Origin of the sequence: Cyclobacterium amurskyense (assembly GCF_001050135.1) — a bacterium.
In the GTDB taxonomy this organism is placed as follows: domain Bacteria; phylum Bacteroidota; class Bacteroidia; order Cytophagales; family Cyclobacteriaceae; genus Cyclobacterium; species Cyclobacterium amurskyense.
This window is the reverse complement of record NZ_CP012040.1, coordinates 1,418,974-1,445,371: the sequence shown is the minus strand read 5'-3', so window position 1 is coordinate 1,445,371 and position 26,398 is coordinate 1,418,974. Positions and strand designations below refer to the sequence as shown.

30 protein-coding genes are annotated in these 26,398 nt (G+C 38.5%); 25 read left to right on the top strand and 5 right to left on the bottom strand.

What is annotated here, in order from left to right; all coding sequences use genetic code 11:
• Positions 1-21 precede the first annotated feature (21 nt).
• The 3 genes from CA2015_RS05800 (at position 22) to CA2015_RS05790 (ending at position 2,810) form a co-directional block, all read left to right on the top strand.
• The gene (locus tag CA2015_RS05800; protein ID WP_048641051.1) at positions 22-1,488 is read left to right on the top strand and encodes a glycine--tRNA ligase; all 1,467 of its coding nucleotides are present in this window, start codon (positions 22-24) and stop codon (positions 1,486-1,488) included.
• A 569-nt stretch (positions 1,489-2,057) separates the two neighbouring features.
• A complete protein-coding gene (locus CA2015_RS05795; RefSeq protein WP_048641050.1) occupies positions 2,058-2,405 on the top strand; it encodes a cupin domain-containing protein in 348 nt (115 codons plus the stop codon).
• A 6-nt stretch (positions 2,406-2,411) separates the two neighbouring features.
• Complete coding sequence (locus CA2015_RS05790) at positions 2,412-2,810, top strand: group III truncated hemoglobin (protein ID WP_048641049.1); 399 nt, start codon at positions 2,412-2,414, stop codon at positions 2,808-2,810.
• Between the two features lie 104 nt (positions 2,811-2,914).
• Here the strand turns inward: CA2015_RS05790 and lpdA are convergent, their stop codons facing one another.
• The 5 genes from lpdA to CA2015_RS05765 form a co-directional block, all read right to left on the bottom strand.
• The gene (lpdA, locus tag CA2015_RS05785) at positions 2,915-4,297 is read right to left on the bottom strand and encodes a dihydrolipoyl dehydrogenase (RefSeq protein ID WP_048641048.1); all 1,383 of its coding nucleotides are present in this window, start codon (positions 4,295-4,297) and stop codon (positions 2,915-2,917) included.
• A 6-nt stretch (positions 4,298-4,303) separates the two neighbouring features.
• Positions 4,304-4,585: a DUF427 domain-containing protein gene (locus CA2015_RS05780; protein ID WP_048641047.1), complete on the bottom strand. Its 282-nt coding sequence runs from the start codon at positions 4,583-4,585 to the stop codon at positions 4,304-4,306.
• A 61-nt stretch (positions 4,586-4,646) separates the two neighbouring features.
• Positions 4,647-5,687, bottom strand: coding sequence for a pseudouridine synthase (locus CA2015_RS24540; RefSeq protein ID WP_084011663.1), 1,041 nt, complete (start codon positions 5,685-5,687; stop codon positions 4,647-4,649).
• 128 nt (positions 5,688-5,815) lie between these two features.
• Entirely contained in the window at positions 5,816-6,376 is a 561-nt protein-coding gene (gene scpB, locus CA2015_RS05770) for an SMC-Scp complex subunit ScpB (protein ID WP_084011661.1), read from the bottom strand.
• 2 nt (positions 6,377-6,378) lie between these two features.
• A complete protein-coding gene (locus CA2015_RS05765; RefSeq protein ID WP_048641046.1) occupies positions 6,379-6,762 on the bottom strand; it encodes a TraR/DksA family transcriptional regulator in 384 nt (127 codons plus the stop codon).
• Between the two features lie 291 nt (positions 6,763-7,053).
• Here CA2015_RS05765 and CA2015_RS05760 point away from each other — a divergent pair, with 291 nt between their 5' ends.
• The 22 genes from CA2015_RS05760 (at position 7,054) to CA2015_RS05655 (ending at position 26,354) form a co-directional block, all read left to right on the top strand.
• Positions 7,054-7,683, top strand: a complete 630-nt coding sequence (locus CA2015_RS05760) for a 3-keto-disaccharide hydrolase (RefSeq protein ID WP_048641045.1) — start codon at positions 7,054-7,056, stop codon at positions 7,681-7,683.
• A gap of 136 nt (positions 7,684-7,819) precedes the next feature.
• A complete protein-coding gene (locus CA2015_RS05755; RefSeq protein ID WP_048641044.1) occupies positions 7,820-8,908 on the top strand; it encodes an Ldh family oxidoreductase in 1,089 nt (362 codons plus the stop codon).
• A gap of 103 nt (positions 8,909-9,011) precedes the next feature.
• Complete coding sequence (locus tag CA2015_RS05750) at positions 9,012-9,719, top strand: ZIP family metal transporter (RefSeq protein WP_048641043.1); 708 nt, start codon at positions 9,012-9,014, stop codon at positions 9,717-9,719.
• Between the two features lie 81 nt (positions 9,720-9,800).
• Positions 9,801-10,694 (top strand): DUF6528 family protein, encoded by an 894-nt coding sequence (locus CA2015_RS05745; RefSeq protein WP_048641042.1) that lies wholly within the window; start codon positions 9,801-9,803, stop codon positions 10,692-10,694.
• A 158-nt stretch (positions 10,695-10,852) separates the two neighbouring features.
• Entirely contained in the window at positions 10,853-11,392 is a 540-nt protein-coding gene (locus tag CA2015_RS05740; protein ID WP_048641041.1) for a dihydrofolate reductase family protein, read from the top strand.
• Positions 11,393-11,469: 77 nt separating this feature from the next.
• Positions 11,470-12,486, top strand: coding sequence for a 2-hydroxyacid dehydrogenase (locus CA2015_RS05735; RefSeq protein WP_048641040.1), 1,017 nt, complete (start codon positions 11,470-11,472; stop codon positions 12,484-12,486).
• 64 nt (positions 12,487-12,550) lie between these two features.
• The gene (locus CA2015_RS05730) at positions 12,551-13,153 is read left to right on the top strand and encodes an RNA polymerase sigma factor (RefSeq protein ID WP_048641039.1); all 603 of its coding nucleotides are present in this window, start codon (positions 12,551-12,553) and stop codon (positions 13,151-13,153) included.
• A gap of 20 nt (positions 13,154-13,173) precedes the next feature.
• A complete protein-coding gene (locus CA2015_RS05725) occupies positions 13,174-13,455 on the top strand; it encodes a hypothetical protein (protein WP_048641038.1) in 282 nt (93 codons plus the stop codon).
• Positions 13,452-13,934 carry a Spy/CpxP family protein refolding chaperone gene (locus tag CA2015_RS05720; RefSeq protein WP_048641037.1) on the top strand — a complete coding sequence of 161 codons (483 nt, stop codon included), beginning with the start codon at positions 13,452-13,454 and terminating at the stop codon, positions 13,932-13,934. The genes CA2015_RS05725 and CA2015_RS05720 overlap by 4 nt, the downstream gene beginning before the upstream one ends.
• A gap of 40 nt (positions 13,935-13,974) precedes the next feature.
• The gene (locus tag CA2015_RS05715) at positions 13,975-14,790 is read left to right on the top strand and encodes a YHYH protein (RefSeq protein WP_048641036.1); all 816 of its coding nucleotides are present in this window, start codon (positions 13,975-13,977) and stop codon (positions 14,788-14,790) included.
• Positions 14,777-15,382 (top strand): toxin-antitoxin system YwqK family antitoxin, encoded by a 606-nt coding sequence (locus CA2015_RS05710; protein ID WP_048641035.1) that lies wholly within the window; start codon positions 14,777-14,779, stop codon positions 15,380-15,382. Before CA2015_RS05715 ends, CA2015_RS05710 begins: the two co-directional genes overlap by 14 nt.
• Complete coding sequence (locus CA2015_RS05705) at positions 15,375-16,046, top strand: SCO family protein (protein WP_053086647.1); 672 nt, start codon at positions 15,375-15,377, stop codon at positions 16,044-16,046. Before CA2015_RS05710 ends, CA2015_RS05705 begins: the two co-directional genes overlap by 8 nt.
• 283 nt (positions 16,047-16,329) lie before the next feature.
• Positions 16,330-16,755, top strand: coding sequence for a DoxX family protein (locus CA2015_RS05700; RefSeq protein ID WP_048641034.1), 426 nt, complete (start codon positions 16,330-16,332; stop codon positions 16,753-16,755).
• Entirely contained in the window at positions 16,755-17,219 is a 465-nt protein-coding gene (locus CA2015_RS05695) for a MarR family winged helix-turn-helix transcriptional regulator (protein WP_048641033.1), read from the top strand. Before CA2015_RS05700 ends, CA2015_RS05695 begins: the two co-directional genes overlap by 1 nt.
• A gap of 10 nt (positions 17,220-17,229) precedes the next feature.
• On the top strand, positions 17,230-17,862 hold the full coding sequence (locus CA2015_RS05690; protein WP_048641032.1) for an NAD(P)H-dependent oxidoreductase: 633 nt from the start codon (positions 17,230-17,232) through the stop codon (positions 17,860-17,862).
• 289 nt (positions 17,863-18,151) lie between these two features.
• The gene (locus CA2015_RS05685) at positions 18,152-18,787 is read left to right on the top strand and encodes a GyrI-like domain-containing protein (protein WP_048644373.1); all 636 of its coding nucleotides are present in this window, start codon (positions 18,152-18,154) and stop codon (positions 18,785-18,787) included.
• A gap of 36 nt (positions 18,788-18,823) precedes the next feature.
• On the top strand, positions 18,824-20,386 hold the full coding sequence (locus tag CA2015_RS05680) for a hypothetical protein (protein ID WP_048641031.1): 1,563 nt from the start codon (positions 18,824-18,826) through the stop codon (positions 20,384-20,386).
• Positions 20,387-20,722: 336 nt separating this feature from the next.
• A complete protein-coding gene (locus CA2015_RS05675; RefSeq protein WP_048641030.1) occupies positions 20,723-21,421 on the top strand; it encodes a ferritin-like domain-containing protein in 699 nt (232 codons plus the stop codon).
• Between the two features lie 24 nt (positions 21,422-21,445).
• The gene (locus CA2015_RS05670) at positions 21,446-22,264 is read left to right on the top strand and encodes a ferritin-like domain-containing protein (RefSeq protein ID WP_048641029.1); all 819 of its coding nucleotides are present in this window, start codon (positions 21,446-21,448) and stop codon (positions 22,262-22,264) included.
• Between the two features lie 31 nt (positions 22,265-22,295).
• Positions 22,296-23,726 (top strand): IS4 family transposase, encoded by a 1,431-nt coding sequence (locus CA2015_RS05665; protein ID WP_240477933.1) that lies wholly within the window; start codon positions 22,296-22,298, stop codon positions 23,724-23,726.
• A 612-nt stretch (positions 23,727-24,338) separates the two neighbouring features.
• The gene (locus CA2015_RS05660) at positions 24,339-25,400 is read left to right on the top strand and encodes a prenyltransferase/squalene oxidase repeat-containing protein (protein WP_048641027.1); all 1,062 of its coding nucleotides are present in this window, start codon (positions 24,339-24,341) and stop codon (positions 25,398-25,400) included.
• Positions 25,401-25,748: 348 nt separating this feature from the next.
• Entirely contained in the window at positions 25,749-26,354 is a 606-nt protein-coding gene (locus CA2015_RS05655) for an RNA polymerase sigma factor (RefSeq protein WP_048641026.1), read from the top strand.
• Positions 26,355-26,398 lie beyond the last annotated feature (44 nt).

Below are 26,398 nucleotides of genomic sequence, written 5' to 3'. Positions count from 1 at the left end.
TTTTTGCTTAATTTTGCGCTTATGGCAAAATCAGAACAAAAGCAGGAAAGTGGTCTGCTAAAAGATATCATTGCCCATGCCAAAGAGTATGGGTTTGTTTACCCTTCATCAGAAATTTATGATGGGCTTCAGGCAGTATATGATTACGGGCCTTATGGGGTAGAGTTAAAGAACAATCTTAAAAGACTGTGGTGGGAATCCATGACCCGTTTAAACGGAAATATCGTTGGATTGGATGCGTCTATATTTATGCATCCTACTACCTGGAAAGCTTCAGGCCATGTGGATAGTTTCAATGATCCAATGGTAGACAATAAAGACAGTAAAAAGCGCTATAGAGCAGATGTACTGATTGAAGAAAAAGCTGCCGGTTATGAAAACGAAGGCAACCAGGAGAAAGCCAATAGTCTTTTGGCTACCATGGGGCGTTTGTTGGAGGCAGAAGATTTTTCAGCGCTTCGCGAATTATTAATTGAGGAAGATATCAAATGCCCGGTAAGTGGAACCACAAACTGGACCGAAATAAGGCAGTTTAACCTTATGTTTTCTACTCAAGTAGGTTCTGTATCAGAGGATTCTAATACCATTTACCTTAGACCAGAAACGGCTCAAGGGATTTTTGTGAATTTCTTGAATGTGCAGAAAACAGCCAGAATGAAAATTCCTTTTGGTATAGCACAAATAGGTAAGGCCTTCAGAAATGAAATTGTTGCCAGACAGTTTATTTTTAGAATGCGGGAATTTGAGCAAATGGAGATGCAATTCTTTGTTAGACCTGGTACTGAATTGGAATGGTACAAGCATTGGGCAGATACACGAATGAGCTGGCACAAGGCTTTGGGTATACCTGAAGAAAAACTAAGAAGACATGACCATGAGAAGCTGGCACATTATGCCAATGCTGCTTTGGATATAGAGTACCAGTTTCCTTTTGGCTTCAAGGAAGTGGAAGGGATTCACTCCCGAACAGACTTTGATCTGAAAGCGCATCAGGAGTTCAGCAAAAAGAAACAACAGTACTTTGATCCAGAGATCAATCAGAATTACATTCCATATGTAGTCGAAACTTCTATTGGAGCAGATAGATTGTTTTTAATGACCCTTTGCAATGCCTTTACGACGCAAGAAGTGGAAGGAAAGTCGAGGGCTTATTTGGCCTTGCATCCTGCCTTGGCTCCCGTGAAAGCGGCCATTTTGCCATTGACCAAGAAAGATGGCTTACCTGACAAAGGAAAAGCGATTTTTGATCAATTGAAATACGATTTCAATATCATTTACGAAGAAGCAGGATCCATCGGAAAACGCTATACAAGGCAGGACTTGATAGGTACTCCATTTTGTATTGCCGTAGATCACCAGACCTTGGAAGATGATACGGTAACCATACGTCACAGAGATACTACTGGACAGGAGCGTGTGCCAATTGCTGATTTGCAAGGCAGGCTTGCTGCCGCTTGTAGTTTTAGAAATGTATTCGAGAAAATATAAATTTCAATATACATGCGAATAAAAAAGACCGGCCCATGAGCCGGTTTTTTTATTAATTGTTTCAATCGGATTGGTTGTTTTATAAACAAAACACATTAACCGGTTCCTGAGCGGAGCAGAAGGAGTAGGTATAATGGATACGTTAAAAATCTCCCTTTTTCCCCCTTTTTAAGGGGGATTTCGAGCTTTCAGGACTGACGAGTGCGTATATTATTTTGCGTTTCCTCTGCCCGTCATAATTCTGCCAATTCAGCAATAAAATACCTATTGCCGGAAATCCCCCTTGAAGGGGATAGGGGGATTATTACGGGAATGAGATCAGAGTTCGTAATCATTAAGATTTTCGGGTGCATTTCTGAATTTAAATTGAGTCAGCGCATTTCAATTTAATACCAGCCATATAACCGCCGGCAAAAAATAAACGAAAAAAATTGAACGCATTTTAAATAGAAATTGTAATACCTATACAACAATAAAAGACAAAAACATCCTTTATTAATCAAGTAGATTTATTCAACTTAAAAAGGCATTGTTGTATAGTTGTAATTTGAATTTAAAGTACAGAAAATATGGAAGCTACCTCGTTTTATAAAGATTTACAATTTGGAAATAAAATCAGTACCAAAGTCATTTTGGAATCTCCATTCTCCAAAGAAATACGTATTCTATTGAAGGAAGGCCAGGTAATGAAAGAGCATAAGACCAAGTTCCCGATAGTGGTTCAGGTCTTGGAGGGAGAGATTGACTTTGGGGCTGAAGGAGAGGTACACAATTTTAAAAGTGGAGGTATTGTGGCACTTGGAGGTAATATTCCACATGACCTGACCGCTATAAAAGACAGTGTGGTTCGCTTGAGCCTTTCAAAATCGGATCAGGTGGAACGTGTAGAAAATGTTGTAAAGGAATCCAATAAATAAAGCCTGATGAAACCAATTGAAAACCGCAAAGACATCAATGTTCTGGTAAACGCATTCTATGCAAAAATCAGAAAAGACGAAGTTTTGGGTCCCATTTTCAATGGCCACATTGAGGAGGAAAGGTGGCCAGAACACCTGGAGAAACTAACTGATTTCTGGGAAACGAACCTTTTTGGAGTGATTAAGTTCAAGGGCAACCCTACGCTTAAACATATCAATGTAGACAAGAATTTAAACCATTCGGTAGAGCAAAAGCATTTTGGAATCTGGCTGCAGTTGTGGTTTGAAACAATAGATGAGTTGTATGAAGGAGAATTGGCTGATAAAGCCAAAGAGTCCGCTAGAAGAATGGCCCATTTCCAGTTTATGGCAATCTGGAACAAAAGGCCTGTAGATGCCAAATAGGGGTGGATTCCAAGATAGCGAACAAACCTACTATCACAAGCTGATTTTTTAATCAATTTGCTTTCGAAACTGGCATTAAAACCATTATAGTTGTAAATTCAAAATCACTCAATTTGCATCATCAAATTATTCAGGCTTTCTGCCAATGTAGGATGGGCGATAGGAAGGTTTCGAATTTTATCATAGGTTACCTTACCCACCATGGCCATCTGAAGCACCGCCATCACCTCGCCTCCATCTAGGCTTAAAATCGTAGCACCCAGGATTTGCTTGCTTTTAGGGTCCACAAGTACCTTAAAGAAACCACTTGTTTCATCCGTTTCCAGAGCCCTGCCGGCATGCTTCATAAAAAATTTACCTACCTTATATGGAATGTCTTTTTCTTTGGCTTCTTGCTCATTAAGTCCAATCCTTGCCAATTGAGGATCAATAAATACACAGTAGGGAAGCAGCCTGTCCTTTGAAGAAATTTCTTTATCTCCTTCATAGATACTTCTAAAGGCAATGTGCGCATCATTATATGCCATATGGGTAAATGGTGGTGAACCGGCTACATCTCCAAGGGCATAGATATTTGAAATGCTGGTTTCAAAGGTCTCATTCACTGCAATGTGACCCTTTTCAGTAAGTTTAACACCGATATCCTCTAGTCCTAAGCCCTCGCTATTGGGTTTCCTTCCGGTAGCTACCAGTAAATGACTGCCTTCAATAGTTTTTGGTCCTGATTTACTTTCCAGATAAACTTTAAATTGATCGTTTTCGAAATTTATTCTTGTGACCGAGGTATCCAAATAGGTGTTAATTTCATCTTTAGCAAAGATCTTTGAAACTTCCTCACAAACGTCCTTGTCTTCCTTGGGTACCAGCCTTGGGGCTTTGTCAATAATGCTGACCTTACTGCCAAATCTATTGAACATCTGCCCAAATTCAAGCCCAATATATCCGCCTCCAAGGATAACCAGGTGTTCAGGGGTTTCCTCAAGCTCCATAATGCTTGTGCTGGTCAGGTAGGTGGTTTCTTTCAAACCATCAATCTCTGGGACAAAAGGAGAAGATCCCGTGTTGAAAAAGATTTTTTCTCCTGAAATTTCAAGGACCTCCGCCCCTTCACGTGCAATGCGTACTTTGTTGGATGAAAGAAGAGTTGCTTTTCCTAAGATGATGTCTATGTTTCCTGCTTTTTTAAGGCTTTTCTCAGCTCCTCCCCTAAAAGTAGTTACAATATGGTCTTTGCGAGCTTTGATTGCCTTTTGATCAATTGAGAAACTATTTACATTTACACCGAAATCTTCAGCCCTACTCACAATATGAGCGACTCTTGCGGAGGCAACCATTGTTTTGGTAGGTGAACAACCGTCATTTATACATGTGCCGCCAACCACCCTTTTTTCAATGAGCGCTACCGACAAGCCTATAGCGTTTATTTTTTTTGCCAGAGGCATTCCTGATTGACCTGCTCCGATGATGATTGCATCGTATTTCTTCATAGCTCTCTATTCTTTAATCTCTATCCCTTTCCAAAAAGCTACGTAATCTTTGATTTCTTTGGCAGCTTCCTTAGGTGCTGGGTAATGCCAGGCGGCATCACGGTTGGTGTCCTCTCCTATGCGAATGTGATAATAATTGGCCCTTCCCTTCCACGGGCAATCAGAAGTGGTTTGAGATATTTCGAAAAATTCCCGATTTAATGACTCATTTGGGAAATAATGATTGTTTTCTAAAAAAATGGTCTCGTTAGATTCAGCGAGGATTTTTCCTTTCCAGATGGCTTTCATATCAATAAGATTTATTTTAAAATAATATAGCCAAATCCGTGCTAGAAACAAAAAAAGCGACCTATATAGGTCGCTTTTTACTTTTTCTTTTATTCATGAATTTCAGGTTAATAACCTCTTTTTCTTCTAAAAAGCGGTATTTACCTCTTGGGATATCTTTTTTACTCAACCCTGCAAATGTTACCCTGTCCAAGGCGTTTACATCGTAACCAAAATGAGCAAAAATTCTACGAACAATTCTATTTTTTCCAGAATGGATCTCTATGCCTAAAATCATCCGGTCTTTGGAAAGTACCTGTAGGTCATCTACCTCAGTAAGGCCATCTTCCAGTGTCACACCTTCTAGTATTGTATCAACATCATTCTTCGCTATGGGCTTATCGAGGGTTACCTGATATATTTTTTTAATCTCATAGGAAGGATGTGTCAATTTGGCTGAAAGCTCTCCATCATTGGTGAAAAGTAATAAACCAGTGGTGTTTCTATCTAGTCTTCCTACTGGGAATAGGCGCTCTTCACAGGCATTTTCAACCAAGTGCATGACTGTCTTGCGCTCAAATGGATCGTCAGTTGTGGTGATAAAATCCTTGGGCTTATTAAGTAAGATATAAACAGGCTTTTCCGGACGGATGGATTTTCCTTTGTATTCTACCCGGTCTTTTCTAAGTACTTTGTAGCCCATTTCTTTTACTACTTTCCCATTTACAGAAATCTCTCCCTTTTCAATGAGTTTATCTGCATCTCTTCGCGAACAAATACCTGCGTTGGCGATGAATTTGTTGAGCCTGATTTCATCCGAATCTGTTTGAGCAGTTTTTTGAATGGTCTTTAGGTTGTAAATAGGCTGTGCTTCATCTTTGCCTTTACCAGTTTTTATAGGAGAAAAAGGCTTTTTAAAAGTTTTTTTCTTTTTGTCTTTTTCCTCAACCTTACCAAAAATTGGTTTTTGATTGCGTCCTCTACCTTTGTATTCACTTTTTTCTACAGGAGTTTTGTCAGTGGAGTCCTTTTTTTTGGAATAGGAGGTTCGTTTTCCTGGTTCTTTATTGTCTCCCCATGATTTTTTGGAAGAATCTCCAGTTTTATTGTTGAATTTTTTCATAATCTTGCAGCATCTCTGCTGTATTAAAATAATCAAATGTAAAAGCTTAATTATAAGGTGATTTGACCTTTTCTTAAGCGGGTGCAAATTTAGTGCTATTTATGTAATAATAACACAGATTTTAAAAATCAATCGCTTTGTTTTCCTATTTCGTTGTCCTCTTCTTTAAAATCCTTAGGTTGTGGGAGTTCGCTCAGGTCATTAATGCCGAAGTATTCCATGAATTTTGAGCTAGTGCCGTACAAGAGAGGCCTGCCTAGTCCTTCAGACTTGCCTTTGATGGCTACCAGGGACTTTTCCAATAGCTTCTGAACAGAATAGTCACAATTCACCCCTCTGATCTGTTCCATTTCGGATTTTGTTATCGGCTGCCGGTAGGCAATGATGGACAGAGTTTCCAATTGAGCGTTGGAAAGTCGTTTTTGAGATTGGTGTTTTTGTAAAATAGCTACACTACTTAGGTAGGCTGGCTTGGTTAAAAATTGGTATCCTCTAGCTATTTTCTCTAGGCTGAAAGAATAATCATCTGAATTGTATTTGTTTGTAAGGGCCTCCAAGGCTTCGTCCAAATGATCCATTGGGATTTCGGTCTCAAACATTTCTGCAAGACACTTTTGGATTTCTTGTATGCCTAGTGGTTCGGCTGAACAAAAAATCAGGGCTTCAATATGTCGAGGTAAGAAATCCACTTTTATTTTTTACCTAGTTTTGCTTCTATACTGTGCATGGTATGAGGAACTGCACGCAATCTTTCTTTGCTGATAAGTTTTCCTGTGTCCACACAAACCCCGTAAGTGCCATTTTTTATTCTCCTTATAGCATTTTCAAGGTTAATGATAAACTTTTGTTGTCTGGCAGCCAATTGGCTTAGATTTTCTCTTTCAAGTGTGTCTGCCCCATCTTCTAACAATTTTGATGTAGAAGCAGTGTTTTCTGTTCCACTATCATTTTGTTTGCTGAGAGAACGTTTCAATTGATTCAATTCTTCTTTTGCGATTGTCAGTTTTTCATTAATCAGCAATTCAAATTCCTGAAGCTCTTCCTTGGAATAATTGGTTTTTTCTACCTGGCTCATAAAACATTACTTTAAAAATTTCTCTAAAATACAGTGAGTATTCTGAAATCAAAAATTTAATTTTCGGGATAAAATTACATGAATTCTTTTTAAGTGAATTTAATTTTAAAAAGAAGGTATGAAAGGGATATAATTGACTTTTATATTTCATTATTTTTCATTCTGCAATCAAAATATTTTGAATTGTTAGTTTAAAAATAAATTGAAATGGGATTCACTTTTTTAACTTGAAATATCCCTAAGAAAGTATTAATTTGAACCCCTAAACAATAATAATCCAAATTATATCCAATGAAAAGAATCCTATTAATTCTTATATGCGCATTTATCTCTTTAAATGTATCTGCTCAAAAAGCGGATAAAGGCTGGAAGAGCTTGTTTAATGGCAAATCGTTTAAAGGTTGGTCTTTTAGTGAAAACCCTGATTCATTCAGTATTGAGGATGGAGTAATTAAGGTAGAAGGCCCGAGGTCACACATGTTTTACACCGGTAAATACAAAAAACATAATTTTAAAAACTTTGAGTTAAAAATGCAGGTAAAAACCATGCCTGGAGCCAATTCAGGAATTTTTATTCACTCGGAATTTGAAAAAGATGGTTGGCCAACAAAAGGTTATGAAATCCAGGTTAACCAAACACAAGGAGACTGGAGGAAAACCGGAAGTGTATACAGCTTCAAAGATGTTAAAGAGACTTATGTGAAAGATAACGAATGGTATACCCAGCATATCATAGTTCAGGGTGATAACATAACTGTTAAAATTAATGGAAAAGTTATCAATGAGTTCAATGAAAAAACAGATAGGGGAGAAATTGGTGACAGTGGTAAAAGATTGAGCAGTGGAACAGTTGCACTACAAGCTCATGACCCTAAAAGTACGATTTACTACAAAGACATTATGATTAAACCATTACCTTAATGAAGGATAGATTAATTCATATTTAGATGCAAATTATAACATCCGGCTGACCATGAGGTAAGTCGGATGTTTTTGTTTTGTCCTATTGTGAGTTCATCTCAAAGTTTCAATCTGGCTCATCTTTAACCAAATAACAATGCCCAAAGCCTATACGCAAATCCATCACCTAGCGCTTAGAGCGTTTACCACAAATGTTTTTAAATCTCTGGGAGTTCCTGATGACGAAGCTGCTTTGGCTGCAGATGTCCTTGCCTATAGTGATGAACATGGGATAGATTCACATGGGATAGCCAGACTTAAAACTTATTTCGATTTGCTCAAAGCAGGTAGGATCAATCCCAGACCAAATTTGAAGGTGCTTAGAGAAAAACATGCTGTCTCCACAATAGATGGGGACAATGGTTTGGGTTTGGTAGTAGGACCAAAGTGCATGGATATAGCGATAGAAAAAACCCATAAACATGGTTCAGGTTCTATAGCTGTTTGCAATACCAACCATTATGGGGCAGCGGGATATTACCCGCTTATGGCTGTAAAAGAAGATTTTATTGGCCTATCCATGACCAATACTACCAAAGGTGTTGCGCCATTTAATGGGAAGGAAAAAATGCTGGGTACAAATCCGATTGCTCTGGCATTCCCCTCGCTGAATGAGCCGGAAGTGGTAATTGATTTTGCCAGTAGCACAGTAGCCTATGGGAAGGTGGAAATTGCCCACAGGGAGGGAGAAATTATACCTTTAGGATGGTGTCTTGATAAAAATGGCCTACCTACAAACAGGCCTGAGGAAATGATCGATGGTGGGGCTTTATTGCCTTTAGGGAGCACAAAAGAGGGCTCTGGTCACAAAGGTTATTGTTTGGCAGGAGCTGTTGATATTTTAAGTGCAGTGCTGAGTGGTGCTAACTGGGGGCCTTTCGCTACTCCTTTTGCAATCAACTCCGCTATGCCTGAAATACAGGTAGGGAAAGGAATTGGCCATTTTTTCAACGCCTGGGACATAGAAGGATTTAGGGACTTGACGGACTTTAAAAAAAGCATGGATCATTGGATTGTTACGATGAGAAATACTGTAGCAATGGAAGGGGGGACCAAAGTGCTAGTGCCTGGAGATCCTGAACGAAAATCCTATTCTATTAGAATGGAAGATGGAATACCAGTTCATCAAATTATTCTGGACCAGTTAAAAACCATTTCACAGTCTTGTAATGTTCCCTTACCCTGATTTACTCTTTAATCTTCACAACTTTTGGTGCTTTTTTCTAATTCAGATTGGATTTTTTAATTTATATCGTATTGAAATTCAAAGGATAACCTAACTTTGGGTTATGTTACTAAAAATCATTCTCTTCTCAGGCTTTTCAGGCATTACCGTTTTTATTGGAGGTTTATTGGCGAATTATTTTAACCATCATATCAAAGAAAAGCCAATCAAATACGAGATTATCCATGCCATGATGTCTTTTGGTGCGGGAATAATCTTATCAGCCCTGGCATTGGTATTGGTGCCACAAGGGATGGAGGAACTGGAATTGTTTCCCTTGGTTGGAACCTTCCTGTTTGGAGCAATTTTATTTATGCTAATTGATTGGTATTTGGCCAATAAAGGTGGGAAAATTGCCACATTATTGGCCATGATGATGGATTTTGTTCCGGAATCCATTGCCCTTGGGGCTACTTTTGCAATAAATCCCAAAATGGCAACACTTCTGGCCGTCATTATAGGTTTGCAAAACCTGCCGGAAGCTTTTAATTCCTTCAGGGACTTGGTTCAGAGTGGTTTTACTATCCGTAAAACCCTTGTCATTTTCTTTTTTCTGAGTTTCTCAGGTATAATTGGAGCCATGCTCGGTCATATTTATTTGAGTGATTATCCAGATTTAACTGCCTTCTTAATGGTTTTTGCTAGTGGGGGGATTTTATATTTATTGATTCAGGACATCATTCCTGAAAGCAAGCTGAAAAACAATTACCTCTCCTCTTTAGGGGCCATACTTGGGTTTTTGGTTGGTATTATTGGGGAAAAGATAATTTAAGGGGTATCAAATCAATCCTTTAATTGACTTTGTATTATCTTTAAAGGAAGCTTTGGCTTGAACTTAAAAATCGACTTAACCATGAAATTTCTTTCTTCACTATTTTTAATTGTTACTTTCTTTTCCTGTTCCGAAAAACAAACATCGGTAATAAATACTGACAGCTCAGAGATAATCGGGTGTGGAGATGAGAACGTAGTTATTTTCGATAAGGAAAAATCGAACAAGAATAGTCTTGTGAAAGTTTGGGAATGGACAGCTGCGATTTCTGAGGGTTTGCCCAAAGAATACCATGGGTATTTTAATACCACTGATGATTGTAAACCTGTTGGAGAAGGGCAAATATTAATAACCTCTTCCAGCGGAGGCGTAGCCCTGGTAAATCGTAAGGACAAGAAAACTGTTTTTTATGCGCATGTTCCCAATGCCCATTCTGCAGACTATCTTCCCGGAGGAAGGATAGTAGTAGCGCTTTCCACAGCGGAAAACGGGAATTCAATCCGACTTTATGATGTCAAACAGTCGGATAATATACTATACTCTGATAGTCTATATTCCGGGCATGGTGCGGTTTGGAACGAAGAGAAAAACAGTTTGTTTGCACTGGGATTTGATCAATTGAGGGAGTACAAGCTAGCGGATTGGAAGAGTGCGCAGCCCAAATTAGAGAAAGTAAACGAATGGGAAATACCTGATGAAAGCGGGCATGACCTTTTCCTTACAAGTGATCAACGATTGCTTCTGTCCACCACCAATAGTGTGTGGCAATTTGATATTTCAACTTCCATCTTTACTCCATTTGAACCATTAGAAGGAGCAAAGCATGTTAAATCAGTTAATTTTAATGCCGAAACAAAGGAACTCGTGTATACCAAAGGAGAAATAAGTTGGTGGACCCACCATATTTATTTTGAGAACCCTCAAGATACATTAGAGGTGAATGACATGAAATTGTATAAAGTCAGAGTGCTGTGAGTTTTAATTTAATTTAATCCTGGATTATACAAAGGGATCAGAGGGGTTTCATTAAGTAATAGAAGGTCCATTGCGTATATACGGGTAAATATTTTATGCTGAATAACTTTAGCATTGTTCTTTGTATTTGGCTTATCTACTTACTAAATTCTTTTATCATGAAAAAGTTGATCTATTATGTAGCCATTTCTATAGATGGATTCATTTCTGGTCCTAATGAAGACATTAGCCTGTTTATGGGTGAAGGAGAAGGGGTAGATAAATACCAGGATGACTTGATGAAATTCAATACGGTGATTATGGGCAGGAAAACCTATGAGTTTGGATACAAGTATGACTTAAAACCTGGCCAGGCACCATACCCGCATATGGAACATTACATCTTTTCAAATAAGCTTGAAATTCCTTCTTTAGAACCTAATGTTCATTTGTCTAAAGTGGATGTTGAAAATGTAAAAGAAATCATCCATCATTCCGGAACCGATGTATACTTATGTGGTGGAGGCCAATTTGCAGGCTGGCTACTCGATAATGGCTTGATCAATCAGGTTAAATTGAAGGTCAATCCCATAGTTCTGGGGCAAGGACAAAAACTTTTTGGGGAGTCAAAAACTCAAGCAAAACTGGAGCTTGTTTCAACAGAATCATTTCCTGAAGGTTTGCAGATTTTGACTTACGATCTATCTACCGACCTTTAACCCGAACAATCTATTACGTACTGAAATCGCTTTGTTAATTTAAAAGAAGTAAATTCTTTTTACTGAAGATACCTTATATGAAAATAGTCCGAACGGATAGGGAACTTGAACTCCCCATGGTTGACCAGGTCTTAAGAGACCAGGGGCATGAGCTGGTTTTACTTCCTGAAACTGTGTCTGAAGAAGCCCTTTGCAAAGCGGTGGAAACATGTGATATTTTATTGATGTGTTATACCACAATTGGTGCTGAGGTAATAAAGGCAGCAAAACAGCTTAAAGCCATAATTAAATATGGTGTAGGGATAGACGCTATAGACATTCCTGCTGCCAATAAAAAGGGAATAGTGGTTGTGAATATTCCAGAATATGCTGAAGAAACGGTGGCAGAAGGTGCCTTTGCAATGCTTCTGGCCTTGGCTAAAAAAATGCCTGCTATCCAAAATAAAATGAGAAAGTCCTTCTGGGCCTGGCCTACTCAAGAATGGATGTCTCAGGATATAGCAGGCAAAACACTGGGTATAATTGGCTGTGGTCGAATAGGGAAAAGTATGGCAAGAATGGCCGGTTTGGGATTAAGGGCAAAAGTAATTGGATATGATCCCTATAAATCTGAGGAACATTTAGCCGAAAATGGGATTGTTAAAATTGAATCGCTTCAATCTTTGCTTGAGCAAAGCGATTTTATTTCCTTGCATGCTGTGTTAAACAATGAAACCAGGCATATAATTGGAAAGCCTGAATTGGCAATGTTAAAAAAGTCAGCAATTATTATCAATTCTGCTCGTGGAGCTTTGATAGATGAGGAAGCATTGTTGGAAAGCCTGATGAATGGGCAAATTGGAGGGGCGGGTTTGGATGTCTTCAGTAAGGAGCCACTAAATCATAGTACTCACCCTTTACGGAAACTATATGAATTGGAAAATGTAATTTTGTTTCCGCATCTCACCTTTTATACCCAAGAAGCAATGGATAGGCTTGAAAGGGAAACTTTGGAAAGGTGTGTAGAGGTAATGCAAGACAGACCAGTACTTATTAAATCCAAAGACCCAAGGCTTCAAAATCAAAAACGCCTCAAGACAATACTTGAAGTTTAGGTGAGTTTTTTTAGCCTTTTTATAAAGATTAACTTATAAAAATTAAAGTATAGATTAAACCCGTATGACAAATGTGAGACAGATAAATGATGAAGCCCAATTTCTTATAGAAATGGCAAATGGCAATGAAAAGCCACTTGACTATTTTTATAATAAATATTCGGCCAAGGTTTATTCAACGGCACTCAGTTATACAAAAAATGAGCAGGATGCTGAAGAAGTACTTCAAGATGTTTTTATTACTTTATTTGATTCTGCTTCAAAATTCAAGAATGACGCCTCTGTCAGCACTTGGATTTATCGAATTACCATTAATAAGTGTCTCGATTTTCTACGTAAAAAGAACAGTTTAAAACGAAAAGGTATTTTCTCCTCTTTATTTAGTAAGGAGTCGGGTGAAATTATAATTGAACCTGTAGATTTTGTTCATCCTGGAGTGAAAATGGAAAATTCTGAAGATGCGAAACTCTTGTTTCGTGTTATGGATGAATTGACAGAAAATCAAAAGACGGTTTTTATCCTTACCCAGATTGATGGCCTGCCCCAGCAAGAAGTAGCAGACATTATGAAGGTCAGTAGGAAGTCTGTGGAGTCACTTTTGCAGAGAGCAAAGGCAACAATGAGAATTAAACTAGAAAAATTTTATCCTGAGCGAGGGAAAAAATGATACAATACGTCTAAGAATATATGGAAGCCTGGAAAAACAAAATCATGAATAGCCTTGAGGGGATGGAAGACGCCCAGCCACCTAAGGATAGCTTGTTAGCAATCAAGAAAAAATTGGCTGATCAAAGAAGAAATAAATCGGCCAAGAATCCTAGCCAGTGGATGGCTGTGGCTGCTGTGATGCTTCTACTTGTTTGTGCAAATGTTTTCGTGCTTAACAATTATTTTGCTTATCAGGAAACTGCCGAACAAGTAGAGTCAACCTACACTGAACTGATTACAGATTATAATATTTATGAATGATGAAAAATAACATATTTAAAATTGGGTTTTTTTGCCTGTTGATAATCAATGGTGTACTTGCCTTTGTGATGTTAAACCATCCTAGGCCGCCTATGCCTGGTCCACAAGCAAAAGCTGATTTAATGTTTAAGATTAGTAATGAACTTAATCTTTCAGAATCACAAAAGGAAAGCTTTTTTACTTCAGCTGAAAACCATCAGAAGGGAATGGCTATGATAGAGCGACAACAAAAGAGGTTGGTAAAAGAATACTTTGAGTATTTGAAAATGCCAGTTGTTGATGAAGAGGCCAAGGCGGAAAAGTTAAATGAAATAGCCCTTAAAGAAGCTGAAAAAATCAACATGACTTTTGCTCATTTTGAAGAGCTTAAAAGCCTTTGTAAGGATGAACAAAAAGAGGCATTTAATGGGATTATCAGTGAAGTGCAGCAAATTTTGCTAGGAGAAAGAAGAAATATGCCCCGCCTACCGAGGGATTGATTACATTCTCACGTCTATAGAAATATATTAAACTATAGTCATGAACAAATATGTTTTCAGTAAGATCGCCGTTCTAAGTATTCTTGTAATGTCTTGTTCATGCGGTAATGTGGAAGTAATTCCAGAGAATAAGCTTACCGAGTTACCAGCTGCATTTGAGGCCTTTGATGAAGCCAATACAACCATAATGCTAGATGTAGACGAGATTATTATAGAATCAAATGGTCTCCCAAATCACACTTCCCCCTATTGGTCAAATACTACAAAAAGAGAAGCGACAGACCCAAGGGGGAATTTATTGGTAACAGAGGCGGCATTTGCAAACCATCCACTATTCGTAAATCCTACCTATACCAGTTTTGGACAAATGGCCCCTGGTAATATTGATGATTTTAATGGTGCTTATACCCTTGTTGTTCCAGCAATTCCAACCAAAGCTTCATCTTCTTCTTCCACAGGTTTAGGGCCAATCGGTATCGCCGTTAGTGGATCCATGATTTATAATGATGAGGAAGGACCAAATATCCCATTGGATGATGCCGCTCCTTCTTTGGATTACAATGGTGCGCATACAGGTCCTCAAAGTTACCACTATCACCTGGAGCCGCTTGCTTTTTCTGATGATGACGATAACTTGATCGGGATCATTTCAGATGGGTTCTTTTTGCATGGTAGGAAATGTGCGAGCACAGGAGACTATCCCAATGACCTTGATGTATCAGGTGGACATACCTCTATTACCAAGTACAATCAGGAGCAGCAATACCACTATCATATTCAAAATGAGTTGTATTTAAATAAGTATTACATCCTTTTTCCAGGAAATTACCAAGGCAGTTCAAATGCTATTAATTAAACAGATATACTGGTTCTCATTACTTGTTTTTGGGTTTAATACGCCAAATGGAACGTCTGATGATGGTGTTTTAACACCAGCCGAATTGGAGAAGAGGACGGTTTCGGATGAGAACCTTATACTCAATCCCAATCAAGGGATTGTTTTTTATAAGGACGAACCATTTACCGGGACAGGAATAGCTACTTATCCAAATGGGCTCGTGTCAGAAAAAATCACCTATTTGAATGGTAAAAGAGATGGTGTGCTGCAGCGATGGTTCGAAAATGGCCTATTGAGCTTTGAGGCCAACTATGAAAGAAATAGACGTAATGGAATGGTAAAATCTTGGTGGTCCAATGGTAAGCTAAGATCTGAAGCGAATTTTCAACATGGCCTGGTCCATGGAGTTCAAAAGCAATGGTACAGCAGTGGACAGCTTTTTAAGGTGCTCCATATCGTTGAGGGTAAGGAAGAAGGCTTGCAGCAGGCATGGAGGGAAAACGGAAAACTATTTGTAAATTATGAAGCAAAGGATGGTCGTCTCTATGGTTTAAAGAGAGCAAGTTTGTGTTATGAGTTAGAAGGAGAAAATATTGTGATAGATGAATAAATTGACAATTGCATTGATCGTGTTTTTTGCGGCTGCCTGTAATAATGGTGGACCAGAAACAACAACCATTGATGAGGAGGAGATAACTTTGCCTTATTATGAAGAAGCTACATTTACTCCTCGTTGGTTTTCTACCAAAGAGGATGTTCCTGTTGATTTTCACCAAATCCCTGAATTTAACTTGTTTAACCAATATGGGAGTGAGGTTACAGCTAAGGATTTGGATAGTAAGATAAGCATTGTTAATTTTTTCTTCACCACCTGCCCGGGCATATGTCCAAAGATGATGGCCAATATGTACATGATTCAAGATGAGTTGCAGGAAAAAGACAAAGCCTTGTTTCTTTCGTATTCTGTCACGCCTGAAATGGACGGAATTGAAGAGCTAAAAGTTTACGCAGAAAAAAATGAGATAGTGAATAAAAGCTGGTTTTTGCTCACAGGTGACAGAGAACAAATTTATGATCTTGGGAGAAACCAATTTTTTGTTGAAGAAGACATGGGAATAGCCAAAGGCCCAGATGATTTTTTACATACCGAAAATATTTTACTTATAGATGGAGATCGGCACATTAGAGGTATATACAATGGTCTGAATAAAACAGCCATTCAGCAATTGCTGATTGATTTTAAAACGCTTGAGGCAGAATTGACCGATAAATAATTACCCATTATACGTTTAACCCGAAATATGCAATAGACAATCTATTACGTGCTGAAATCGCTTCAAAATCAGCCACTTCGTTGCTGTTTTCAATTTCACCATAGCGGTGCTATGCTAAAATCTCCAAACAGCCTGATTTTCTTGCGATTGCAACACTCATCACGAATCCTATTACATAATCCGGGTTTAATTTTTGAAATTTTATAAAAAAATCACGGGATAGGAAACTTTCAAAACTAATATGTCGTTTACGATATAAACGTGTAAGATTTAAAAACAAAAAATGAATAATCAGACCTCTTTAGTACAAAATATTTTCAGGTTAATTCTGGCTGCATTTATGATTTATGCAGGAGTTAGCCATTTGACCTTTAATAGAATAGATTTTCAAGCCCAGGTTCCGGATTGGCTTCCTTTTGAAAAAGACTTGGTTGTAGTCTTGTCAGGGTATGTAGAGATTGCACTCGGACTTGGATTGGCATTTTGGAAAAAACAGCAGGTGAATTTTGGTTGGGCACTTGCAGTGTTTTTTCTCTTGGTTTTCCCGGGAAATGTGGCACAATACCTTGATGGTAAAGATGCTTTCGGGGCCTTGGATTCTGATAAGGCACGATTGATTCGTCTTTTCTTCCAGCCAGTACTGATTGTATGGGCCCTATGGTCTGCAGGATCATGGGCTGATTATCGAGCAAAAAAAAATAAAAACTGATGGATGCTTCTCAACTAGAGTTAAAGAATCAAATCTGTTTTCCGTTTTATTCCGTTTCCCGGCTAATAACGAAGGCTTACAAGCCTTTTTTGAGCCAATTGGGCTTGACTTACCCTCAATACCTGGTGTTGATGGTGTTGTGGGAGGCTGATGGAATAAGTGTAAATCAGATCAAAGAGAAATTATTATTGGATAATAATACCCTTTCTCCATTACTTAAAAGGATCGAAGCAATGGGACTGATCAAACGCCTTCGTTCAACAACTGATGAAAGGAGTGTAATTGTATCTTTAACAGAGAAGGGAGAGAAATTGAAGGTTCAGGCTTTACCTATTCCGGGGAAAATGTTAGAAAGTTTATCCACTGAAGGGATAGAGATAGATGAAATCGCCGGACTGAGGAAAATGTTAAATACTTGGATGAAAATCTTATCAAAAAATAACAATCAAAACGAAAATAAATAGAATTAGTAAAATGGAATTAATTGACAAATTGAATTGGAGATATGCTGCTAAAGCCATGAATGGTGAAAAGATAGCACAAGAGAAGGTGGACAATATTATAGAAGCAATTTCACTAGCGCCGACCTCTAGTGGTTTGCAACCTTTTGAGGTGATTGTAATCACCAATCAGGAAATCAAAGAAAAAATTAAGCCTATTGCATGGAATCAGTCAGTAATTACCGATTGTTCCCATTTATTGGTTTTTGCTGCATGGGATACTTATACCGAGGAGCGGATCAATAAAATGTTTGACCTTACCAATGAGCAAAGGGGCTTTACCAATGAAGGCTGGGAAAACTACAGAAAACAGTTGCTCACTACCTATCCAAATAGGTCCGCTGAAGAGAATTTTAACCACGCTGCCAAGCAGGCCTATATTGCCTTTTCACAGGCGATTACCGCTGCTGCATTTGAAGGGGTTGACAGCACCCCAATGGAAGGTTTTGATCCCAATGCACTTGATGAGATTTTAGGATTAAAAGAAAAAGGACTTAGAAGTTGTGTCGTCCTTCCTTTAGGATACAGAGACAGTGAAAAAGATTGGTTGGTAAACCTTAAGAAAGTAAGAAAAAGCAAAGAGGATTTGGTAACTGTTTTGGATTAAGGAAAACCTCTACCAAGGGATACATTTGATAATTAATCGTTATTCTGAAAAGAAGCCATATAAGCGCAATGCTATTATGGCTTCTTTTTTTTGCTCAAGAATTGAGGAAGTTTTGTTTTGACTTAGAGTGACTGATGCTTTGAATTCAGAATTGTAATTTTCCCTTTCACTGGAAATAAATATTTTTCCTTTTTAAAGGGGAATGGGTAAATTGGGAAAAAAATTAAGGCGCAAACAACAATGGCTTGCAGAATCAAGCTGTTGCTTCCAAAATCAACCCAAATGCAGCATGAAATATCAATGGAGGAAATCCGAAAAAGAGCTATATTTACCCAAAGCCAAGCCTGCAAAAGTAATTGTCCCTGCATTTAAGTTTATCAGCATTTCTGGAGAGGGGAATCCAAATAGCAGCCAATTTGCTGAGTGTATTTCGGTCCTCTATTCATTGTCTTATGCCGTAAAAATGACCCTTAAAAAGATCAGTGATCCACCGGAAGGATATCAGGATTATACCGTTTATCCACTTGAAGGGGATTGGGACATTAATGCTGCGGCCAAGGCCAAATTTGATGGAACCATCAATAAAGATGATTTGATTTTCACCATCATGATTCGTCAACCCAATTTTGTGAACAAGGCATTTTTTGAAGAGATGTTGGCAGTGACAAAAAAGAAAAAGCCTCAGCCCTTACTAGAGAATGCCAGGTTTGAAACCATAGAGGAAGGTCCTTGCTTACAGATGTTGCATGTAGGTAGTTATGACAATGAGGCGGAATCTTTTTCGAAAATGGAAGCTTATGCAAAAGAAGCTGGATTGGAAAGGCTTTCAAAAACCCATAGGGAAATATACCTCACCGATTTCAGAAAAGTGCCAGAAGAAAAATTAAAAACGGTATTGAGGTTTAAGGTCAAAAGTGTTGCTTAATTTTTATCAAAACAATAACCCTTTTAATAGTAGTCCATGAGATTGTCTGAATTCGTATGTTTTCTTTTGATAGGGATGACCCTATTTGGTTCTCCTGCCTTAGCACAAACCAGCCCTGATCAAATAAAATTTACCCGTCAAGCTTCCAAGAGGTTGATTTTTGATGCTGAACAAACCATTCCGCTAGCAGGCATATGGCCTGAAAAAATCATAGGGCTTTCTGTCATGCATCCGAGTACTCACCATCTTCGGGATAGTTCAAAGGTCTCCATAAAAGCCAACCAACTGACGGTTCAATCCCAATTAAAAACGGAAACAGACATATGGTTCGGTGGCTTCAATCCAGTAGCGACCTATGCCCTTCATTTGGACTCAAGTATTGGTAAAGGAGCACTTGGTTTTTCATTTTCCGGTTCCAATACAAAAGAGAAGTTAACCATTAAGTTGCAGTTCAATGAGCAAAAAATCAAGGATGCCAGGCTGCACTATACCGACAAGGAGGGCATTACCACTGAGCAGTCAATCGCCGTTAATCTTTCCGAAAACACTGTCTTAAAAGGAACACTTTATCTGCAAATGCTTGGAAGTGGCTTGGTGCTGTATTTGAAAGATGAGGAATTGCCACAGGTCATAGGGCAGTCTGATTTTAACACTTTAATAGATTTACGGAAAAAGGAATACTTGCATTCTTTTCAATCACACCTTTATGTAGGGCTTGACTCAGGGGAAGTAAAAATAGATAGGGTACTTATGGGGCTTACTGCAGGCGTAGGTTTAGCCGATATTCGTGCGATCACTTATGAGGATGGTTCACCGCTCTTGGATCAGGGGCGCTTGTGGTACACCATGTCTATTAGAGGTAGGGCTTTACCACATCATATTCAGGGTGTGTTCAGTATGAATCCTTCTGTATTCGATATTAAATTAGAAGGGGTCATCCTTTTTGATCGCAAGGATGGACTTTTAAGAAATGAAGTGGCATCGCATATCTTTTTTGACCGAAATGATAAGGTTTGGAAAGGTACCACCACGGGTTTTAGTGCTTATGCCAATATAGATAAAGAAGAGAAGCAGCTCTTGGCTGTTAAAAGTGAAAGGGATCCAAGGTTTGGTTTTTCAGTAATGGAGGCATCCCCTTTTGGGGTAGTAGGCGATGTGGAGGATCCGCATATTCTTTATGACAGTGAGGTAGGCAAATGGAGAATCTTGACCTGTGTCAATGAAGGTGGCTACAAGGCAATTGTAATGGAGTCTGACCATTGGAACAAAGGCTATGTAAAGATTGCCGGACCTGTTGCGCACAACTCCACGGGAACATCCATTCAGAAAATAGGTGATCGCTTGTATTGTTTTTCTGGAAGTTCAGAGAGAGAAATTTTCATTTATAGCTATCCAGATTTGAAAGAGGTTGGGACATTGAAAATGGATTTACCGCCTTGGGATAAGCTTTCAGGGACAAGGGTATGGCCCAATGTAGTGCAGTTGCCTGAAGGGTACCCATTCCGTTATGTGGCTTTGATGATGGATAGAATTAATTATCCAGGTATGGCTGGGCCTAATTGGACCTATGGTGCACTGTACCTTTACCATGGTTATTGAATAACATTTTACACGTTTAAGGCATATAGTTGCGCTTATTAGTAGAAGATCGTTTAAGCGATAAACAGGTGATTTATCCTTTCTTTTTGGTTTTCAAGGATTTTTTTAAATGATTTACCACCTAATAAAAACCCCTGTTAAACGTGATTTAGCAGGGGTTTTATAGATAAATATTCTTTTTCAATTATTTTTTATAAAAAAGTTTAGCTCCCCCTAGATCCAAAGGGATCATTTGGTTCGTAACTCTTCTCAAATAAGTCATAAAAATCAATCATCGAGTCGATTGACCATTTATGAGGAAAACGAAACCAAGTAATTTACCTAAACTTTAAGAAAATGAAAAATGATTTGATTAAACCTCAGGAACTGGTGAAGGACGCCAACCGTAGAAAGTTCCTTCAAAAAGGTAGCTTATCCATTGCTGCAGCAGGATTGTTTATGGTCGGATGTAATGACGATGATGATTACATGCCGCCAATGAAAGATGGGGTAATGTTGGGGTCCGGTGATATTGGGATATTGAACTATGCCTATGCACTAGAACAACTTGAAGCGGCTTTTTACGCAACCGTAATTCAAGGAGGATATTTCGCCAATGCAAACGCGGAAGAAAAGCAAATCATGGGAGACCTTGAAAAACATGAAAGGGCTCATAAGGAATTTTTTAAAGCTGCTTTAGGTAATGCTGCAATTGCAGATTTAGAAGTAGACTTCAGTGCAATTGATTTTAACGACAGAATGTCAGTTTTAGGAGCCGCTAAAACATTCGAGGATTTAGGTGTAGCTGCCTATAATGGCGCAGGGAAGTTTATTCAGGACGCAGGCTATTTATTGATAGCCGGTAAGATTGTTTCAGTAGAAGCAAGACATGCTGCAGCAATCAGAGATCTATTGAATCCAGGTTCCGCAGATTTTGCTGGTGACGATTTGATCGATGCCAACGGTCTTGAACGCACACTCAGCTTCTCAGAAGTTCTTTCTGCAGCGAGTACATATGTGACTACTCCAATTGACTTCAGCCAATTGCCAAGCTAATATTTAACCTAAACTAAGATAGACATGAACTTATTAAATTTATTAGATAAAATGTGTCCGGATACTAAAAATTCGGATGAAAAAGAATTGTTTTTTTCTAGAAGAGATGCTTTTCACAAATTTGGTGACCTAAGTAAAAAAATGGCAATGGCCGCGGTTCCTTTGGGAATTTTGTCCGCCTTACCAAAAGTTGCCAAGGCAGATACAGACAGCTTGATAGGCGTATTGAATTATGCGCTGACTTTGGAACATCTTGAATACAGGTATTACCAGATGGGCTTAGATGCAGGTGTTATCGAAGGAGCTGATATGGCTATTTTCGAAAAAATTAGAGACCATGAGTTGGCTCACGTTAATTTTTTGACTGAGGTAGTTGGGAATGTTTTGGGTGGAACCCCAGTGACAGAACCAGCTTTTGATTTTACTGCAGGCGGAAATTTCTCACCATTTACGGATTATCCTACTTTTTTGGCCTTGTCTCAAGCATTTGAGGATACCGGAGTAAGGGCTTATAAAGGTCAGGCAGGAAATGTAATGGAAAATGACGTGGTATTAACTGCCGCACTTTCTATCCATTCGGTAGAAGCCAGGCACGCTTCAATGGTGAGGAGGCTCCGAACCAAAAAAGGGCATGACAGTATTAAAGGCTGGATTACAGAAGGGTCAAATGGTACTTTACCTGCAGCCACCCAGGCCATATATGCCGGTGAAGAAAATGTAATGCATGGAGGTGTGGATGTTACTCAACTGACAGGTATTGATTCTGCTGCTGTCACTGAAGGATGGGATGAACCATTGAACAAAGACCAAGTATTGGGAATTGCATCACTTTTCTTAGCATAGATTAACTAATTGGTTGGGGTTGAGTGCTTAGGTGTCATCTTTGTTGGGAGATGGCACCTTTTTTATGTTTAACCCGGATTATCAATGTCGTTTAGTTAAGGAATTTTTATTATTTTTAGGAAAGAAAAGGGAGCGTAGTTTTTTTGAAAATAATCTAACAACAATCAAGTCCTTTTCCTTTTCGAAGGACTTTTTAAAACTATTAAAAAACAATATAGAAAATGGATTAACACGCGATAGGTTCCGTACGACTAACACAGCGTTTGTTCGTCAGCGGTGTTTGGGTTTTACAGATCTTATCTACTTCGTGTTGGGCCTGGGTAAATCGAGTGTTCAGCAAGAACTTGATAATTTTTTTTCCGACAAATCGGTCAGCTATTCCAAAGGAGCATTCAGTCAGCAACGATCCAAACTAAACCCCAAGGTGTTTACATGGCTCAATGAACAACAATGTTCTTTTTATTATAATAAAGCCAGCCATATCCGTAAATGGAAAGGTTTTCGGCTTATAGGTATCGACGGCAGTACTTTGCAGCTTCCTTACAGCAAAGAATTGGCAAAAGGTTTTGGCCATTTCGAAACCCGGACTGAAAACGGGAGAAAAGTAGTGTTAGCCCGTGTTTCCCAAGCCTACGATGTACTCAACCAAATCAGTATAGATGCCAAGATCAAACATTACAGGACAAGTGAACTTGCTCTGTGTGAAAGTCATCTTCCCTGTCTAGGGCCGGGCGACCTGCTTATAATGGATAGGGCTTATGCGGCCTTTTGGCTCATGTCCTCATTGGTTCAGCAACAGAAATCCTTTGTCATCAGGGTAAAGGCAAACAGATGGAAACATGCAAAGGCATTTTTAGCATCTACCCAAAAACGGCAGATCATAGAGGTGTCCCCTTCCAAAGAGGCCTTAAACAGGTGTAGGGAAAGGAATATTTCTACTGAGGCACTCAAGTTAAGGCTCGTACGGGTACCGATTGCATCAGGAGAAGACCATATATTGATAACCAACCTAGTTGACCATAAGAAGTACCCTGTCAAGGAAATACGTGAGCTCTACAGGAAAAGATGGCCTGTTGAAGAGTCTTTCAAGCTACTCAAAACTAGGGCGGAACTTGAAAACCTGAGCGGAAAGACGGCCAGGGCCGTTCTCCAGGATTTTAATAGAATCATTCTCAGGGCCAACTTGAGCAACATTCTCAGTAAAACACTTACCAAAAAAGGGATTGACTACTGTAATAAAAAACGGAAAAACACTTATCAGATCAACAGAACCCAGGCGTATCGTAAAACCAAATCTATAATTGATCAACTCAAACAAGGAATGGACAAAATCATTGGAAAAATATCTGATTATGCTTTCAAACTGTTGCTTCAACTTGAAATAATACGGCCCAACAGGTCAGTTCCTAGAATAAAAAGGTATACTGCCAGACCCAGTAATTTTATAACTTATAAACCTTAACTAAACGACATTGCCCGGATTATGTAATAGGATTTCTCCGTCCTGACAATAGTCAGGGGTGAAGCCTGTCCCGTGTTTACGGGAAGTGTTGCAATCGCAAGACAATCAGGCTGTTTGGATATTTTAGCATAGCACCGCTATGGTGAAATTGAAATCAGCAACGAAGTGGCTGATTTTAAAGGGATTTCAGCACGTAATAGATTGTCTATTGCATATTTCGGGTTTATGATTGAATCTTAGAGAAAGTGATATGTGCTTCCACCCGAAATAGGCCACCGACAATTCATTCTCTAATTCTATCTAGCTCATTGATTACTTGCTGTGATCAGGTGAAAATGAGGTTTATTTCTCCTATTTCACCAGCCCTAAAGGACCGTAATATCGAAGCGAGGAGTGTGGACCTTGGTTTAGTGAACGCTTACAAATTATCACCTATGAAGTGAAGTAGAAGGTGGTATTTTCCAGTTTAAATTAAAATATACTAAAATAGTATTCAAATTTGACCGAAAGATTGCATATTTCGAATTCAATCCAAATGGGATTAGAATGATAAATCCTTTGTGATTTACAATGATTCTAAATCAAAATTTTTGAAAACATAAAATACAAAATATGAATTTTAGCCGAAGAAAAGTATTGCAACTAATACCTGTAGTAACTGGAGGAGTAGCTATGGGCGATTTTGATTTTTTGATGATTGACAATCAAAAAAAGGTACTTGAAGGGGTTCGTACATTTTTTCAAAAGGTAGCCAATAAGGATGGGACTTTCAGGCCTGGAATAGCCAAGGATTACGCAGGAAATTCAGATACAAAATTTTCTGGCATTGCAGCCCCTACCTATGCGGTGATCATTCATAAAACATTTGGCTGGGAATTGCCTTATGAACAAGCAACCATAGATTTCTTTCTTTCCTGTCAGAAGGAGGACGGTGCATTTTATGCGCCTACGGGAGAAGGAGACATGGAAACGCCGCTTGCTAAATTATACAATACCGTTCAAAGTGTGGCGGCCTTAAAAATACTGGGAAGAGAGCCGAAATATGATCCAAGCCCTGTAATAAACTACTTTTTTGAAGGAAACAGGTTTCAGGACTTACCACTTTATACAACCAGTTTTTTCGCCCTATTCTACAGTGCTTGGAAGACTAAAATGCCATCCAATATTGATGAGAAAATGAGAGGTTATCTAAAGGATAACCAAGCAGCTGATGGATATATTGGAGACCATGTGGCCTCTACTTTTCATGCGGCACATTATTATCGATTAATAGGCGAGGAAACCCCATTGGCAAAAGAAATGGTGAATCGGGTGCTTAAAGACCAAAAAGAAGATGGTTCTTGGTCTCTTCATCAGCCAGATTGGGATGTTCATGCTGTTTTTGATGCCTTATTTGTGCTTAAGCAAGTTGGAGGGTTTGCAAATCGAAAAAAGGAAATAAAGCAGGCTTATCGCAAAGCCAACGACTGGATATTAACCTGTCAAAAAGAGGATGGAGGTTTCAGTCATTTTCCGGGAAATGAGCCTTCTGATGTAGATGCGGTGTATTTTCATGTTGCTGCGCTAGTAGAAAGTGGTTATTTAAAACCGGTCAGGGGAATTGAAAATGAAGAGATTTACGGATGGGGGCATTTGATGGATCCAGATAAAACCTACAATTGTTTGGCAGAGTAGCCTCATCGTCCTCTTAAACCCCGATAATTTATAGCAAGTCTAAAGTACAAATTACAACCTCAATTTGAACCAAAGGATCTCCCGGAAATGATTAGGAGATCCTTTGGCTTTTCTATATCAATCCACTAATTCCTTTTTTACCCATTTTTCAAATTCCTATTAAAACCCAAATACCAGCCATTTAAATTGACTATTCTCAATGACATAATTCTTTAATTTGAAATAGGAAAAAATCAGTTATTTATTCGGTGGGATCATTATTATAAGAACCTAAAGTGTTTTAATATTTGGAACTTAAAATTTTTATACACATTTTTAGATGTTATAAACCCTAAAGTGCAAATAAATATGAGGTACGAACAATTAAGTTCTTATGAATTGTGGGGTTTGATAAAATCAACCGATCAGGAGGCTTTTGCTTATGTTTTTACAACTACTTCGGATGATATTTTTAAATACGGTCAGAAATTTACAAAGGATTGTGACCTTATAGAAGACGTGATTCAGGATGTATTTGTACATCTTTGGGAAAGTAAATCCACACTATCCATCCATTCCTCTATTCGGTTTTATTTGTTTTCAGCTTTTCGCAGAGAGATAATAAGAAGACTAAAAGAAAATCAAAAACAACAAGTCCTAGAAGATCATCATACAAGTGCTGCGTGGCAGGATTCATTTCAGGAAATATTAATTGAAAATCAGATCACCCAAGAATCCAGTAGGAAAATATCTTCGGCATTAGATAATTTGTCCAACAGGCAAAAAGAGGCCATATACCTCAAATACCTGGAGGACATGTCCTATGATGAGATTTCTGAATTAATGGGGATAAAAGTCCCATCACTTTACAACTTGGTATTGAAAGGACTTAAATCAATGAAGCAGTTTTTAGTTTCATCTGATTTTACGGCAAAAGCGTTCATTTTATTTGGGGTAATTAATATAGATTCTTGATTTTTTTTTGCTCGAATTCTAAAGATTAAAATTTTTTTATAAAT

What these genes read in the sequence shown, in the direction of transcription:
- CA2015_RS05740 (WP_048641041.1), top strand. Translation starts at nt 10,853, where the DNA reads ATGAAAAAGTTGATCTATTATGTAGCCATTTCTATAGATGGATTCATT.
- CA2015_RS05730 (WP_048641039.1), top strand. Translation starts at nt 12,551, where the DNA reads ATGACAAATGTGAGACAGATAAATGATGAAGCCCAATTTCTTATAGAA.
- CA2015_RS05745 (WP_048641042.1), top strand. Translation starts at nt 9,801, where the DNA reads ATGAAATTTCTTTCTTCACTATTTTTAATTGTTACTTTCTTTTCCTGT.
- CA2015_RS05685 (WP_048644373.1), top strand. Translation starts at nt 18,152, where the DNA reads ATGAAATATCAATGGAGGAAATCCGAAAAAGAGCTATATTTACCCAAA.
- CA2015_RS05800 (WP_048641051.1), top strand. Translation starts at nt 22, where the DNA reads ATGGCAAAATCAGAACAAAAGCAGGAAAGTGGTCTGCTAAAAGATATC.
- CA2015_RS05715 (WP_048641036.1), top strand. Translation starts at nt 13,975, where the DNA reads ATGAACAAATATGTTTTCAGTAAGATCGCCGTTCTAAGTATTCTTGTA.
- CA2015_RS05705 (WP_053086647.1), top strand. Translation starts at nt 15,375, where the DNA reads ATGAATAAATTGACAATTGCATTGATCGTGTTTTTTGCGGCTGCCTGT.
- CA2015_RS05670 (WP_048641029.1), top strand. Translation starts at nt 21,446, where the DNA reads ATGAACTTATTAAATTTATTAGATAAAATGTGTCCGGATACTAAAAAT.
- CA2015_RS05690 (WP_048641032.1), top strand. Translation starts at nt 17,230, where the DNA reads ATGGAATTAATTGACAAATTGAATTGGAGATATGCTGCTAAAGCCATG.
- CA2015_RS05755 (WP_048641044.1), top strand. Translation starts at nt 7,820, where the DNA reads ATGCCCAAAGCCTATACGCAAATCCATCACCTAGCGCTTAGAGCGTTT.
- CA2015_RS05655 (WP_048641026.1), top strand. Translation starts at nt 25,749, where the DNA reads ATGAGGTACGAACAATTAAGTTCTTATGAATTGTGGGGTTTGATAAAA.
- CA2015_RS05780 (WP_048641047.1), bottom strand. Translation starts at nt 4,585, where the DNA reads ATGAAAGCCATCTGGAAAGGAAAAATCCTCGCTGAATCTAACGAGACC.
- CA2015_RS05710 (WP_048641035.1), top strand. Translation starts at nt 14,777, where the DNA reads ATGCTATTAATTAAACAGATATACTGGTTCTCATTACTTGTTTTTGGG.
- CA2015_RS05700 (WP_048641034.1), top strand. Translation starts at nt 16,330, where the DNA reads ATGAATAATCAGACCTCTTTAGTACAAAATATTTTCAGGTTAATTCTG.
- CA2015_RS05675 (WP_048641030.1), top strand. Translation starts at nt 20,723, where the DNA reads ATGAAAAATGATTTGATTAAACCTCAGGAACTGGTGAAGGACGCCAAC.
- CA2015_RS05760 (WP_048641045.1), top strand. Translation starts at nt 7,054, where the DNA reads ATGAAAAGAATCCTATTAATTCTTATATGCGCATTTATCTCTTTAAAT.
- CA2015_RS05790 (WP_048641049.1), top strand. Translation starts at nt 2,412, where the DNA reads ATGAAACCAATTGAAAACCGCAAAGACATCAATGTTCTGGTAAACGCA.
- CA2015_RS05695 (WP_048641033.1), top strand. Translation starts at nt 16,755, where the DNA reads ATGGATGCTTCTCAACTAGAGTTAAAGAATCAAATCTGTTTTCCGTTT.
- CA2015_RS05725 (WP_048641038.1), top strand. Translation starts at nt 13,174, where the DNA reads ATGGAAGCCTGGAAAAACAAAATCATGAATAGCCTTGAGGGGATGGAA.
- CA2015_RS05660 (WP_048641027.1), top strand. Translation starts at nt 24,339, where the DNA reads ATGAATTTTAGCCGAAGAAAAGTATTGCAACTAATACCTGTAGTAACT.
- CA2015_RS05720 (WP_048641037.1), top strand. Translation starts at nt 13,452, where the DNA reads ATGATGAAAAATAACATATTTAAAATTGGGTTTTTTTGCCTGTTGATA.
- CA2015_RS05795 (WP_048641050.1), top strand. Translation starts at nt 2,058, where the DNA reads ATGGAAGCTACCTCGTTTTATAAAGATTTACAATTTGGAAATAAAATC.
- CA2015_RS24540 (WP_084011663.1), bottom strand. Translation starts at nt 5,687, where the DNA reads ATGAAAAAATTCAACAATAAAACTGGAGATTCTTCCAAAAAATCATGG.
- lpdA (WP_048641048.1), bottom strand. Translation starts at nt 4,297, where the DNA reads ATGAAGAAATACGATGCAATCATCATCGGAGCAGGTCAATCAGGAATG.
- CA2015_RS05735 (WP_048641040.1), top strand. Translation starts at nt 11,470, where the DNA reads ATGAAAATAGTCCGAACGGATAGGGAACTTGAACTCCCCATGGTTGAC.
- CA2015_RS05750 (WP_048641043.1), top strand. Translation starts at nt 9,012, where the DNA reads ATGTTACTAAAAATCATTCTCTTCTCAGGCTTTTCAGGCATTACCGTT.
- CA2015_RS05680 (WP_048641031.1), top strand. Translation starts at nt 18,824, where the DNA reads ATGAGATTGTCTGAATTCGTATGTTTTCTTTTGATAGGGATGACCCTA.
- CA2015_RS05765 (WP_048641046.1), bottom strand. Translation starts at nt 6,762, where the DNA reads ATGAGCCAGGTAGAAAAAACCAATTATTCCAAGGAAGAGCTTCAGGAA.